Origin of the sequence: Mycobacterium sp. Marseille-P9652 (assembly GCF_902652685.1) — a bacterium.
Classification (GTDB): Bacteria; Actinomycetota; Actinomycetes; order Mycobacteriales; family Mycobacteriaceae; genus Mycobacterium.
The window spans coordinates 21,782-35,017 of record NZ_CACRUY010000029.1 but is presented as its reverse complement, the minus strand read 5'-3'; the positions used below and the strand labels follow the sequence as shown (position 1 = coordinate 35,017).

At 71.2% G+C, this 13,236-nt stretch carries 10 protein-coding genes; 2 read left to right on the top strand and 8 right to left on the bottom strand.

Annotation, left to right across the window (positions count from 1 at the left end):
* The first annotated feature begins 74 nt into the window (after nt 1-74).
* Nucleotides 75-821 (top strand): acetyltransferase, encoded by a 747-nt coding sequence (locus GPY60_RS16050; RefSeq protein ID WP_156688669.1) that lies wholly within the window; start codon nt 75-77, stop codon nt 819-821.
* Here the strand turns inward: GPY60_RS16050 and GPY60_RS16045 are convergent.
* The 8 genes from GPY60_RS16045 to GPY60_RS16010 form a co-directional block, all read right to left on the bottom strand.
* A complete protein-coding gene (locus GPY60_RS16045; RefSeq protein WP_156688668.1) occupies nt 818-2,038 on the bottom strand; it encodes an N-acetylmuramoyl-L-alanine amidase in 1,221 nt (406 codons plus the stop codon). The genes GPY60_RS16050 and GPY60_RS16045 overlap by 4 nt on opposite strands.
* 144 nt (nt 2,039-2,182) lie before the next feature.
* Entirely contained in the window at nt 2,183-2,524 is a 342-nt protein-coding gene (trxA, locus tag GPY60_RS16040; protein ID WP_156688667.1) for a thioredoxin, read from the bottom strand.
* Nucleotides 2,521-3,531: a thioredoxin-disulfide reductase gene (trxB, locus tag GPY60_RS16035; protein ID WP_156688666.1), complete on the bottom strand. Its 1,011-nt coding sequence runs from the start codon at nt 3,529-3,531 to the stop codon at nt 2,521-2,523. The genes trxA and trxB overlap by 4 nt, the downstream gene beginning before the upstream one ends.
* Before the next feature lie 91 nt (nt 3,532-3,622).
* The gene (locus GPY60_RS16030) at nt 3,623-4,351 is read right to left on the bottom strand and encodes a hypothetical protein (RefSeq protein ID WP_156688665.1); all 729 of its coding nucleotides are present in this window, start codon (nt 4,349-4,351) and stop codon (nt 3,623-3,625) included.
* The gene (gene sigM, locus GPY60_RS16025) at nt 4,344-4,949 is read right to left on the bottom strand and encodes an RNA polymerase sigma factor SigM (protein ID WP_156688664.1); all 606 of its coding nucleotides are present in this window, start codon (nt 4,947-4,949) and stop codon (nt 4,344-4,346) included. Before sigM ends, GPY60_RS16030 begins: the two co-directional genes overlap by 8 nt.
* A 64-nt stretch (nt 4,950-5,013) precedes the next feature.
* Nucleotides 5,014-8,652 carry a murein biosynthesis integral membrane protein MurJ gene (locus GPY60_RS16020; protein WP_156688663.1) on the bottom strand — a complete coding sequence of 1,213 codons (3,639 nt, stop codon included), beginning with the start codon at nt 8,650-8,652 and terminating at the stop codon, nt 5,014-5,016.
* Nucleotides 8,649-10,991: a hypothetical protein gene (locus tag GPY60_RS16015; RefSeq protein ID WP_370462738.1), complete on the bottom strand. Its 2,343-nt coding sequence runs from the start codon at nt 10,989-10,991 to the stop codon at nt 8,649-8,651. Before GPY60_RS16015 ends, GPY60_RS16020 begins: the two co-directional genes overlap by 4 nt.
* A 44-nt stretch (nt 10,992-11,035) precedes the next feature.
* Nucleotides 11,036-11,770 carry an NUDIX hydrolase gene (locus tag GPY60_RS16010; RefSeq protein ID WP_156688661.1) on the bottom strand — a complete coding sequence of 245 codons (735 nt, stop codon included), beginning with the start codon at nt 11,768-11,770 and terminating at the stop codon, nt 11,036-11,038.
* Between the two features lie 132 nt (nt 11,771-11,902).
* Here GPY60_RS16010 and GPY60_RS16005 point away from each other — a divergent pair, with 132 nt between their 5' ends.
* Nucleotides 11,903-13,228 carry a DUF7373 family lipoprotein gene (locus tag GPY60_RS16005; protein ID WP_156688660.1) on the top strand — a complete coding sequence of 442 codons (1,326 nt, stop codon included), beginning with the start codon at nt 11,903-11,905 and terminating at the stop codon, nt 13,226-13,228.
* Nucleotides 13,229-13,236 lie beyond the last annotated feature (8 nt).

Genomic DNA, 13,236 nt, shown 5'->3' with positions numbered 1-13,236 from the left:
CAGCGCCAACTCTCCTATCCTGGAGGGGTTGCCGGCGCAATCGGCTCGCCTACCGGAGGGAAGCCAGGAGGCTAGTGTCCGCTCGAATCACGCCACTGCGGCTCGAGGCCTTCGAGCACCTTCCCAAGCACGCCCGCCGCTGCGTGTTCTGGGAGGTTGATCCGGCGACCCTCGGAAACCAGGACCACCTCGCCGACCCCGAGTTCGAGAAGGAAGCCTGGTTGTCCATGGTGATGCTGGAGTGGGGTTCGTGCGGACAGATCGCGACCGCGGTCCCCGACGACCGCAGCCCCGCCGAGCCGCCGTGCCTCGGGTACGTCCTCTACGCCCCGCCGCGGGCCGTGCCCCGCGCGCAGCGCTTCCCCACGGCACCCGTGTCGGCGGACGCGGTGCTGCTGACCTCCATGGGCATCGAGCGGGGGCAGGCCTCCGACGACCTGCCGCACGGGCTCATCGCCCGCGTCATCGACGAGTTGATGCGGCGCGGTGTGCGCGCGCTGGAGGCTTTCGGACGCACGCCGGCCGCTTCGGAACTCCAGGACCCGCGCGCTGTGAGCCCGGACGTCCGCCCGGTGCTGGAGGCGCTCGGCGACTGCTCCGTCGACCACTGCATCATCGACGCGGAGTTCTTGAAGGACGTGGGTTTCGTTGTGGTGGCGCCACATTCGTACTTTCCGCGCCTGCGGCTGGAGCTCGACAAGGGTCTAGGCTGGAAGGCGGAGGTCGAGGCCGCGCTGGAGCGTCTGCTGGAAAACGCCCAGCTGCAGCAGCCGGTGGGCGCGGGTTCCACCGCCGGCAACACGCTGAAGACGGGCGGTTAGCTGCCGCCGAGCCGCGTGGTGCGTTCCACCGACAACTCGTGTGCCAACAGTTCGGCGAAGGTGAATGTGCCTGTGGGACGGTCGTTTTTGCCGAGAAGGTACAGGCGCTTGACGGCGGCGAGGATTCCTTCGGCGATCGCGTCGCGGGTCTGCGTCGAAAGCAGCATGGCGCGATCGCGCGGATTGGTGATGTACCCGACGTCCACCTGAACGGTGGGCATCCGGGTGAGCCGCAGCAGATCCCACGTCCGACCGTGCGTACGGCAATCGCGTAAGCCCGTGCGTGCCACCACTTCTCGTTGAATGAAGTCGGCGAGATTGCGGCCGATCGTGGACACCGAACCGTGCGAGTTGCCGAAGTGGAAGGACGCCACGCCATTCGCCGACGGGCTCACCTGGCTTTCACAGCGCAGGCTGATCATCAGGTCCGCGCCCACGTTGTTGGCGGTAGCGGCGCGTTCGGCGTCCGACGGGCTGCGGTTCGCGGGACGCGACAGGAAGGTCTCCATGCCGATGGCCGTCATCCGGCCCTCGAGTCGGCTTGCCAAGTCCCACAACACATCCGCTTCACTGATGGGTCCGCTCGGCCCCTGCGAGATGAGGCCGTGGTCGGCGCCGCCACGGCCCGGATCGATGATGATCCGCTTGCCCGACAGCTTGGGGCCCGACCGGCGGACGAGCTCCTCCTCGCGGATGGCGTGCGGCGAGCCCCCGGTCACGCGGGAACTCAGAAAGTACAAGGAGCGCAAGGTTTCCGGGCCGCAGATGCCGTCGGCAGCGAGCCCGTACTCGCGCTGGTAGGACATCAGGGCGTTGTGGGTCTGCAGACCGAAATACCCGTCGACGAGGCCGGTGTAGAAGCCGAGATCCTGCAGCCGCGCCTGCAGCGTGGCGACGTCGTCACCGTAGAGCGGAGCGCCGAACTGGTGGAACAGCGTCCGCGCTCCCAGCCGGTAGGACGCCTCCTTCAGCGCGCGGTAGGTGGCCTCGCCGACGACCCCGTCCACGAGCAGGCCCCGGTGCTGCTGGAACGCCCGCACCGCCTGATCGAGTTCGGCGTCGAACAACTCCACCGCCACGTGCTGGCCGGTGGTCAGGTCGTCGTCGGGAATCTCCAGTAGACCCAGGGAGGCCAATGTCGCCCGGATTTCGGTCACAGCTGCGCCGCGGTCACCACAGCGCAGCGCGTCGCCGTGTTCGCGGCGCGGACTCGACATACCAAGGGCCCTCCGGGACAAGCTGAACCAGCTGAGATTGGGCAGCAGCTATCGGTTATTGTCGCAGACGCTTCTCGATTTCGGGAAAACCCCAGGCTAACCGCGGGGCGTGGTGCGTCTAACGAATTGGCCTCGGGGAGGTCGTCAGACGGCGTCGGAGAGCTCGCGCAGCAGCGCCGCCTTGCCCTTGGCGCCGACGATCCGCTTCACGGGCTGACCGTCTTTGAAGAGGATCATCGTGGGGATCGAAACCACCTGGAAATCCCGCGCCGTTTCGGGATTGGCGTCGACGTCGAGCTTGGCGACGGTCAACTCACCCGCGCGCTCGGCGGCGATCTCCTCGAGCACCGGCGCCACCATCTTGCAGGGCCCGCACCACGTCGCCCAGAAGTCAACCAGCACAGGCGTATTGCTCGACAGCACTTCGCTGGAGAAGGACGCGTCGGAGACTTCTATTGTGGCCTTGGCCTTTTCGGCGTCGGTCATTGCGGTGCTCCAATCAATGTGTCGGTACTGCCGGGAAATTCGGTCGCATCGCCTTGCGCCGCGGCGCTGGACGCCGCATGTTCTGCCAACCACCGCTCGGCGTCGATGGCCGCGGCGCAGCCACTGCCCGCGGCGGTGATCGCCTGCCGGTAGGTGCGGTCGACCAGGTCGCCGGCGGCGAACACGCCCTCCAGCGAGGTGCTCGTGGTGCGACCCTTGACCAGGACGTAGCCGTCGGGGTCGACGTCTAGCACGTCACGAACCAGCGCCGAGCGCGGCTCGTGGCCGATCGCGACGAACACCCCGGTCACCGGCAATGTGGTCTCCTCACCGGTCACGGTGTGTCGCAGCTTCAGCCCGGTCACCGTCTCCTGACCCTCGACCGCGGTGGGGATCTGGTTGGTGAGGAAGGTGATCTTGTCGTTGTTGCGGGCGCGGTCGAGCATGATCTTCGACGCCCGGAACTCCTCGCGGCGGTGCACCAGGGTGACGCTGCGGGCGAACCGGGTCAGAAACAGCGCCTCCTCCATCGCCGAGTCACCGCCGCCGACGACGGCGATGTCCTGGTCGCGGAAGAAGAAGCCGTCGCAGGTGGCACACGAGCTCACCCCGCGGCCGAGCAGCTCCTGTTCGCCCGGGACCCCGAGGTAGCGGGCCGCCGCGCCCATCGCCAGGATGACCGCGCGGGCGCGATGGGTCTGCCCGTCGGCCGTCACCACCGACTTGACCGGGCCCTCCAGAGACACCGACTCGACGTCCTCCATCTGCAGGTCGGCGCCGAATCGCAGCGCCTGCTCACGCATCTGGTCCATCAGCTCCGGGCCGGTGATGCCGTCGCGGAAGCCGGGGAAGTTCTCCACCTCGGTGGTGGTCATCAGCGCGCCACCGAAGGCGGTGCCCTCGAACACCAGCGGGGCCAACTGCGCCCGGGCGGTGTACAGAGCCGCGGTGTATCCGGCGGGACCCGAACCGATGATGATCACGTCGTGGACGGTGTCAGCAGTCATGCCAGCCTTTCGAGGTTGGATTCTCCGGTGTCGGAGATACCTACAAACGTCAGCGTAAGCCCGGGTGTTCCCGCGCGCGGGTGCCGGCACACTAGGGCCGGTTGACCTGCGTGTTGGCCAGCAGCCCGGTGTCGGCGGCGGTGCAATTGTCCGCCACCACGAACACCGCGAGGGCGTCGGGCGTGTCGCCCGGCAGGACGAGCAGCTCGCCGGGCCGGGCGTTGATGTCGACAGGCCGGGCGCCCAGCACCGGGGTCGACGCGGGGTAGCCCAGGCCGCTGAGGCACGAGGCGCGCCGGCCGGGGTCGCCGAGCGGACCGAAGTCTGGCGCGGCGCCGAGCAAGGCCAGGATCTCGTCCCGCGACAGCGGGATCGCCGCGGGCGGCCTCGACACCATGTGTTCGGCCGTGGTCGGCGTGCTGGGAGCCGGCGCCGAGTCGCGCAGCAGCGCCGCCGTGCCGAAGCCGCCGGCGGCCAGCACCGCGCACACACCCGCCCCGGCCGCGACGACGCGGGCGGGCCGGATCTGCGGGCGGGCGGAATGCGCCGCCAGTGCCGACGCGACGTTCGCGGCGGTCTCCGGCTCCACGTCCGGCGCCGATTCCGGGTCCGCGCCGACGGCGGCGACGTCGCGGCGGGCCTGGTTGAGCGCGCGAAGCACACCCTGGGCGTCGGGGTCGGCGCGCACCCGGCGGCGCACGCGCGCGGCGGCGTCGTCGTCCAGGAGGCCGGCCTGAAGGTCGGCGAGGAGGTCGACCGTCAGGGGCGGATCGGCTGGCGCGCGGCCGGGGTCGTGGTCGGTGTCGTCGGTCTCACCCATCCGCCCCAGTGTCCGATATGTACCGGCGGTTGGCCACGGGGCGTGGCCCGCCGGCGTCGAGGTAGCCAAGCAGCTCGGCGAGGCGGACCCTGGCGCGGGCGCAGCGGCTCTTGACGGTGCCCTCGGCGACCCCCAGCAGGGCGGCGGTGTCGGCGACCGAGTAACCCTGCATGTCGACGGCCACCACGGCGGCGCGCTGCTCGACGGGCAGGCGCATCAGCGCGCGTTGCACCAGGATCGCGGTGTCGACGTGGCCCGTGCGGTCGGGCACCGGGTAGACGTCGTCGAGCGGGGTGGTCGGGTAGGCCTTCGCGCGGCGCAGCCGGTCCAGGCAGGCGTTGACGACGATGCGGTGCAGCCAGCTGCCGACGGCGGCGTCGTGCCGGAATGTCTTCGCGCCGCGGTGCGCGGACAGCATCGCTTCCTGCAGCGCGTCCTCGGCGTCCTCCCGGTTGCGGGTGGTGAGCCGGGCGAGCCGGTGCAGCTGGCGTTGATGGCGGCCGAACAGCTCGCCGAACGCGTAACGATCGCCGGCGACGTGAGCGGCCAGCAGTTCGGCGTCGGTGCGTTCGCGCTGGTCGTGTCGCCCGAAATCCACGGCCGGACCATAACCAGTCGGGTATCGGGCGGCACTTCACCGCCGCGCCCGGCTGTGAGCGCCGTCAGGACGCGGCGTGCACCGCGACTTCGGAGAAGCTGGCCTGGCTCTTGCCGTTGGTGGTTCCCAGGGTCGAGATCCACACCAGCAGGTTGGAGGTCGGGGCGCCGGACCGGACGGGAATGACGTTGTGGCCGGGCTTCAGGGTGAAGGCGGGCGCCAGCACGGTGGTGTCTTCCAGGCGCGACGGTGACGGCGTGGACGCCGAGCGGATCTCCACCTTGGTTCCGGTGCTGGACACGTCGATGTCGACCTGGCCGACCACGGTGGGGTTCGGCAGCTGCAGCATCAGCCCTTCGCCCTGCTTGAAACTCGGGAACGGCACCGCGTCGGTGTAGGTCTCGGTGGACCAGGATGTGGAGGGGTCGCCGTCGATCGCCTGACCGGCCTGGCCCGGGTTGTCGGGGTCGCCGTCGGGCGAGAAGACCGACGCCTTGGTCGGTTTGACGGTGCTGCCGGCGGGGGCCGAGCTCACCGACGAGGACGTCGACGAGGACGGCCCGTTGAGCCCGAGTTCGTCCTTGTTGAGGCCGCCGCCGAGGTTGCCGAAGATCTTGCTCACCACCGACGCGATCACCAGCAGGGCCACGATGATGACGGCGAGGCCGGCACCCACGCCGATCAGCACGTTGCGGCGGCGGCGCGCCATCGCGGCTTCGTCGCGGACGGTCTGCGTGCGGGAAGGCGGCGGCGGCGCCGAATCGTCGATCGGGCCGAGCACCTCGGTGCGGTCGGCCACCGCGGTGGCCTGCTGGAGTAGGTTCAAAAGTGTTGAGGCGCTGCGGATCCCACCGTCCTCCTGCACCGCCCGGACGGCGACGGCGGAGATCTGGAAGGGGATGTCACGGTCGATGGTCATGGGTTCGACGGGAGTGCCGGAGGCGTCCCGCTCGGCGGGCGCCAGCCCGCTGCGTACCCCGGACTCGCGCAGCGGCCAGCGGTTGACCAGCAGGGCGTACAGCGCGGCGCCGATGCCGCGGATGTCGTCCTGCGGGTTGGCGTCGGGCATGGTCGCCGGATAGGCCAGCACCACGTCGCCCTCGATGCTGACCCGGACGCGGTTGGGGTGGTCGATCGACAGGGCCACGCCCGCGCGGTGGGCCGCCTCGGCGGCCGCGGCCAGCGACTGCACCGCCCGGACGGCGCCGACGGGCGACGGCGAGGTGTCCGCCACCTCCTGCAGCGAGCCGCCGCGGATCCACTCGGACACCACCAGCCCGCCCGACCCGGTGTGGACGACGTCGAGCACCCGGGCGACCCCCGGCTTGTCGACCCGGCTCAGCCGCAGGGTGCGGGCCAGGATGTCCTGCAGCACGTCGCTCGGCAGCGAGCCGTCCGGGTCGACGAACGTCAGCGCGACCTGCCGGTCGAGCGCGGTGTCCAGCGCCTGCCAGAACTGCAGCGGCGGCGCGCCGCCGTGGAACACCAGGAGCCGGTACCGGCCCCCGGAGATCCGGGCGCCCGGAACCAGGTGGACGTCGTCCGCGGGCGCGGCCGGCTCCCCGCCCCGCTCGCGGGGCGCGTCGAACGGGATGGGCCCGCGCGTCGATTCGGCGGAGAAATCGCCGTTGGGCTCGTCGGACGGGCGCGACGTGGACGGTTCGGCGGCGGGGGCGGCCGGGATGTCGGGCTGGAAGTCGTCCGCGACCGGCCGCCGGGGCGCACCGGACGCCGAACCGGATGCGGCGCTATCTACTGGGCGGTCGGTCACCTCCGGTCCTTTCGTTAGGGGGGCGCTGGCTCCCGGCTCCGACGGCCTCTCCAGATGCCTGTGCCGGATCGGCTCCTGAACCGCCTTGACCCCCGGCGGGGACGAAATCCTCTGCTCAGGGTACGTGACCCGATGCTGGCCAGACGATAACTCCGCCTCAGCGGCATTCCCGGCGTCCCCGCGGCCGCCGAATCGGCGCCGGACGAACGCCAGGGCGGCCAGCGCCTCGGGGACGCCGGCGCGCAGCATGACCGCGGCGATGATCGGCAGCATGATCGTCGCGAGGATGAACAGGCGCAGCAACGAGCCGCCGGCTCCCCAGTCCGCGGTGAGCCGGCCCAGCTGCAGAAGGCGGTCGGCGACGTGCGCGACCAAACCGGCCGCCATCGACGCGGCGGTCGTCACGAGGATCGTGCGGGCCTCGCTGTGGCCGATCAGGTGCCCGCCGGCAGGTCGGAGCGCCCGCCGCAGCAGCTGGTAACCGACGATCGCACCCGCCAGGAAGCCGACGCCGTTGGCCAGCCCGAGGTAGCCGGCGACCAGCTTGTGATCCCCGGTGAGGTGCGGCGCCAGCACCGAGCCGGCGATCTTGACCGCCGTGATGACGAGGATGATCACGATCGGCGTCCAGGGCTGCTCGCGCGCATAGAACACCCGCAACTGCAGCAGCACCAGGCCGTACGGGATCAGCGTGAACGCCGACAGCGCGATCGCGGCGCCGAGGTATCCGGCGTCGACATTCCCGAAGTGCCCGTAGGCGAACAGCGCGCTGCCGATGGCCGATCCGCCGACCGTCATGAAGGCGACGATCGGGATCAGCGTGATCAGCGTCAGGCGGGTCGCCAGCGACAGGTCGGCGAGCACAGCGCGGGTGTCGTCGGCGGCGGCGTTGCGGCTCAGCCGGGGCATCACGACCGTCAGGACCGTGACGCCGATCATGCCGAACGGCAGCATCAGGACGAGCCAGGTGTAGTTGTAAATCGCCGGGCCGGACGCCGCCGCGGTGCTGGCGATCTGGTTGCCGACGATGAGGCCGAGCTGGCTGATCAGCACGTAGAGCACCATGGCGGCGGCCATGGTGCCGAAGCGTTTGAGGCGCTCGTCGATTCCCCACAGCGGCCGCAGGCTCACCCGTTGGCGCCGCAGCGCGACCAGCAGCACCGCGGTCTGGGCGAACACGCCCAGCGTGGTGCCGATGGCCAGCACCAGCAGCTTGGCGTTGCCCATCCGGACCGGGTCGACCGACAGCTCGCCGGGGACGGCCAGGTACACCCCGAGGGTGGCCAGCGCGACGACGTTGTTGACGGCGGGCGCCCAGGCGGTGGGCCCGAACACGTTGCGGGTGTTGAGGATGGCCATGAACACCGAGGTGAGGCCGTAGGCGAGCACCTGGGGCAGCAGCAGGTACGCGAAGGCGGTGGTCAGTGGCTCGTTGACCTGCGGGGTGCGGCCGAGCATGAGCCGCACCAACAGCGGGGCGGCCACCACCGACAGCGCCGTCGCGAAGACGAGCAGCGCCGTCGTCAGCGTGACCAGCCGCCGCACGAACGCCGCGCCGCCGTCGGGGTCGCTTTGCTCGGCTCGGGCCAGGACCGGCACGAAGATCGCGGTGAACGTCGCCTCGAGAACGAGCGCCGCGACCAGGTTCGGCAGCTGGTTGGCCACCGAGAACGCGCTGGACAGCGCCGCGCCGAGGATGGCGGCCAGCAGCACGATCCGGGCGAAGCCGGTGAGCCGGCTGACCAGCGTCGCCAGCGCCATACCCCACGACCGCGATACGAGGGCCGCGTCGGAGAGTTCGGGTCGCCGGCGGTCGATCCCCGCGGGGACGGGGGGCAGGGGGCCCGTCGGCGGCGATTGCGGGTCGTGCCGCCGCGGCTGGATTTTGTGGGGCAGGCGTCGCGGCTGCGCCTGCCGGGAGGCGGGGTTCATACCCGGTGCTCGTGATCGACCCGCCGCTCGGGCTCCTCGTGCACGCGGACGCGCATCGCGTCGTGCGGGTCCGGGCGGTCCAGGTCGGCCGGGTCGGGTTGACCGCGAAAGCGGTGCCACAGACGGCGCCCGGCGAGCACGACCAGCACGGCCGCGGCGGTCATGGTGATCGCGAACAGCACCTTGCCGTAGGCGTTGGAATGCACCGACAACCGCACGGGGTCACCCAACCGCATGCCGTCGGGGGTCCGCAGCGTGACGTCGACGGCGACCCGCTGGGTGAAGTTGACCTCGATCGGCACCCGCAACGGCAGGTAGCCCGGCGGCAACTCGATGACGCCGACGTCGGTCACCGTCATGCCCGGCGGGGCGTCCACCTGCAGCCGCACGCGGATGGGGACGGCGAGGCCGTTGTGCAGCGCCAGCGGCAGGGGGCTGTGCTCGGTGGCCAGGGTGTAGGAGCCGCCGGGGTTGACGATCGTGACGGCACCGAACAGGTCGTTGACCGTCGTGCCGACCACCGCGAGCCGCTGCTGGGCCATCCCGTTGCGGACGTCCGGCGGTTCCGACTGGCTCAACGCGCGGAGCATGTCCTCGCGCAGCGGGGCGGTGTATTGGACGCCGGTCAGTCCGGTGCGTTCGTCGGTGGTGAGCGCGGAGGTCAGGCCCCACACCCGTCCGACCTCGCCGGCGATGTCGGTGGTGAGGGCGTCGCTGAATCGGCCGCGCGCCTTTGAATAGGCGCCGGGCGGCTGCTGTGGCTCGGTGCGAGACGCGGCCTCGGCGATGACGGCCGGCAGCGGGCGCGGAACCGCCAGGCCCGAACGGATGCTGGTCGACAACGCCGAGAGGATGATGTGCGCGTCGTCCGCGCGCAGGGTCCAGGTCGCCGGCGGGACCAGCAACTGGGTGCGCGGCGCGTCATCGTGCTGCAGGGAGTGCCAGAACATCGAGCCCAGCGCGTCCTGACGCCGCGCGGTTTCCGAATCGTGGGAGAGCCGGATCGTCAGAGAGGAGTCGAGGTAGGTCGGGACCTCCGGGTTGGTCCCGGCCCCGGCGAGCGCCGCACCCACGGCCGGGTCGAAGGGAGCCACCACGACCTGGGGGGAGAGTCGCCGGGGAGCGGTGTCCAGGCTCTGTGTGGTGTCGCTCCCGGAGTCCTGGGCGGAGAGGTCGCCGGCGGCGATCGCCACCGTGCTGTCGTTGCCGCTGAGCAGATTGACGGCGCGGTTGGTGAGTGGGCCGTCGGGGAGCAGGGTGGCCCCGCGGGTCGACCCCACGTCCAGGATGTGGTCGACGATGCTTCCGGCGTTGGTGGTGGCGGCCGCGCTGAGCCCCGGGTCGTTGACGCGCTGCAGGGCGTCGAGGTCGGCTTGCGCGTAGGGCAGCGGCGCCACGCACGTCCGGTGGGCCAGGGCGCGCAGCCGGTTCAGCCAGTCGACCGCCGCCGCTTGGCCGGTGCCCGGGTGCGTGGGGGTGCCCGGCATCTGGGCCGGCCCGTCGGGGGAGTTCGAGACGACGTAGCCGTTGGTCATCGCGTTCACCGTGACCAGCAGGTCAGGGTCGACGGCGAGGCACAGCGCGTGGTTCACCGCCCCGTCGGGGTCGGCGTCGCGGCCGGTGGCGAACTCCGCGGCGGACAGCAGGATGTCCAGGCGCCCGCCGGGGGCCAGGGAGGAGGCGAGGTCGTCGTCGACCAGACGGACCGGGATCGTGCCGCCGGGGACGCCGGGCGCCAGGCGGGGCCGGTCGGCCAGCGGCCACAGCATCGTGATCCAGACCGGTTTGGAGGTGTCGGGGGCGACTGCGGATTCCTCGTCGTCGCCGGTGTCGGGTGGGACGCCGACCGCGGGCAGCAGGAACCGGGCGTTGTCCAGTCGCGCCGGGGCCCCGTAGTCGGGTGTGCCGTTCACGTTGACCAGCACGGGGTAGATGCCGGGTTTGTCGATGCCCAGCGACGGCTTGGCGAGTGAGCGCAGGGGCGCCGACAGGGTGAAGCCGACCTCCTGCCCGCGCTGCAGCTCGGGGGAGACGGTGAGGAAGTCCGCGGCCGCCTGGTACTGGTCGGTGTTGCCGTCCAGGGAGGTGCGCAGGCCCGCCGACTCGGTGACCGCGCCCGCGTGCTCGAGGCGGACCATCACGTCGCGCACCGGGCGGTCGCCGACGTTGGTCACCATGCCGCTGACGGTGACGACGGGCTGGCTGGTGGTGGTGACCACGTCGGGCGTGACCTGGTCGATGCGGACGCGGACGAAGGGCGTCTCCGCCGGCTCGCCCGCCCCCGCGCGCGGCGTGACGAACCCGGTGAGAGTCGCGATGACGGCGACGATGCCGACCACTGCGGCAAGGCGCGAGAGGCCGGCCCAGCGGGATTGCGGCGCAGTCACGACCCGGGCCCGTGGCCGTTCTTCCGGCCCGTTGCCGGCTTGTCGGAATGGCGGGTCCGCGAGTGCGTCTGCGGGCGCCGCCGCGGCGAGCTGGGCGGCAGCGGCGGAAGCGCCGCCGGCCCGTCGCTCTGCAGCTTGTCGATGAGCTCGTCGGCGACCTGCGCGAGCCGGCGCTCGTCGGCGTAGGCCAGCCGCGACGGCAGCTCGTGCATCGGCACCCACGCCACCTCGGCGACTTCAAGGTCCTCGTCGCACAACTCCCCGCCGGAAAAGCGCATCAAATAGTGGTGCACCGTCTTGTGCACCCGGCGGCCGTCGGTGACGAACCAGTAGTCGATCCGCCCCAGCGCCGCGAGCACGCTGCCGCGAATACCGGTTTCCTCGGCGACCTCTCTGATGGCGGTCTGTTCGGCGGTCTCACCCATCTCGATGTGCCCCTTGGGCAGCGACCACAGCATGCGTCCGCGCCGGTCGATGCGGCCGATCAACGCGGCGACCTGCTCGTCGCGGGGGCCGTCGATGCCGTCGATGACCAACCCGCCGGCGGAGGTTTCGTGGACGGTGCGCAGCCGGTCCTGTTCGCGTCTAGAGGGGCGGGACCGGCGGGGTTTGGTGGCCGTCGAGTCGCCGGCCGGCTGGCCGTTCGTGTGGTTCTCGGACGCACCCGCCGCCCCACGGCCGCGGCGCCGACCCCGGCGCCGGCGCGGTTTCGCTTGTTCGCCGTCCGACACCCAAGCGATAGTAGCTGGCACGACCCTGTCTTCCGGAGACGCTCGCCGCTTGGCGGGGTCGCGACGAACCCGCGGAATCGCGCCGGCCGCCGCCTAGTATTGGCTGGTCCATCTGTGGGAGTCGTGGGGGCTATGGCGGCAAGGGGCTGGGGAGCGGTGCCGGCCATGGTGTGCGCGGCGCTGATCGCCGGCTGCACGAACACCACGGACGGCATCGCCGTCAAGGCGCCCGGGCACGCGGGCGATGCGGTCGTCTCCCTGATGAACACGGGCAGTTACCGAACGACGCCGGGACCGCCACCGGGCAATGCGGGCGGCGACCGGATTGCGGCTGCGCAGGCGGAGGTGCAGCGGATGGCTCCGTTCGTGCTGGGCCCCTGGCAGGTGGATGCGGGACTCAACGACTTGGATTTCCTGGCCACTTCACCGTTGGCGGCGCCGTTCAACGTCGCAACTGCGCTGTCCTACCCCCTCACCGGCGACGCTCTCGCCCAACAGACAGGCGACGTCGCCGCGGCCCACGGGTTCATCGCCGGCCTGACCACGGGCCGCACCGGAGCGGGTGACCCGGCACGCGTGCAGAATGCCGTGCTGCGGTTCCCCGACGCGGATGCGGCGGGCGCGGCGGCGCGCGAGCTGTCGGCCGTGGTCGCCAACGACACGATCCGGCCGGTGTCCTTCGCACCGATGCCGATATCCGATCCGCAGACGTTGACCTCGCCGTGGCAGCCGCGCGCCTGCATGGAGTTCGGCCCGAGTTCCGCCCAACCCGATGCGGGGGCCTCGGCGGGCCTGGGTGACCGAACGGTGGTGCGGACCTTCACCGCGCATGGCGCCTACGTGCTGTACCAGTTCGTCATCGCGCGAGCGCTTTCCACGGCGTGCACGACGATCGCGCAAATCTTGAACAACCAGGAGGCGCTGATCGACCGGTTCACGCCGACGGACCCGTCCAAGCTGGGCGACCTACCGGTAGACCCGTCGGGTCGGCTGGCGGCACGCACCCTGACGGGGCCGTCCGGCCGGACGCCGTTCAGCGGAGGGGTATGGCAGCCCGACGGGTGGCTGCATTTCGCGCGCCGAGACCCGAGCACGGTCCAGGCATGGCTGAGTTCGGCGGGTGTGGACTGGGTTTCGCAGGCGCTCACACGCGTCTACGAGGCTCGCGATCCCGCCGGCGCCGGCCAGCTCCTCGATCGCTTCGTCGCCGAGACCCAGGCGCTGCCCGACGTCGAGGCAACGGGCGCCGGCGTGCCCGGGTTTTCGGCGGCGAAGTGTTTCGACCGGCCGCAGTGGCGGCAGTTGACCAGCCCGGTCATGGTGGCCAATGACAGCGTGTATTGGCATTTCACCTGCCTGGCCCAAACCGGCCGCTACGCGTTCATGGCGTACTCCGACCAGGAGCAGGACGTCAAACAGCAGATTTCCGCGCAGTACCGGATCCTGGCGGGGGAGTAGACGGCCGC

Excerpts from the sequence above, each read along its gene's own strand:
- trxB (WP_156688666.1), bottom strand. The coding sequence starts at position 3,531 with ATGACTGCTGACACCGTCCACGACGTGATCATCATCGGTTCGGGTCCC.
- GPY60_RS16020 (WP_156688663.1), bottom strand. The coding sequence starts at position 8,652 with ATGAACCCCGCCTCCCGGCAGGCGCAGCCGCGACGCCTGCCCCACAAA.
- GPY60_RS16005 (WP_156688660.1), top strand. The coding sequence starts at position 11,903 with ATGGCGGCAAGGGGCTGGGGAGCGGTGCCGGCCATGGTGTGCGCGGCG.
- GPY60_RS16030 (WP_156688665.1), bottom strand. The coding sequence starts at position 4,351 with ATGGGTGAGACCGACGACACCGACCACGACCCCGGCCGCGCGCCAGCC.
- trxA (WP_156688667.1), bottom strand. The coding sequence starts at position 2,524 with ATGACCGACGCCGAAAAGGCCAAGGCCACAATAGAAGTCTCCGACGCG.
- GPY60_RS16045 (WP_156688668.1), bottom strand. The coding sequence starts at position 2,038 with ATGTCGAGTCCGCGCCGCGAACACGGCGACGCGCTGCGCTGTGGTGAC.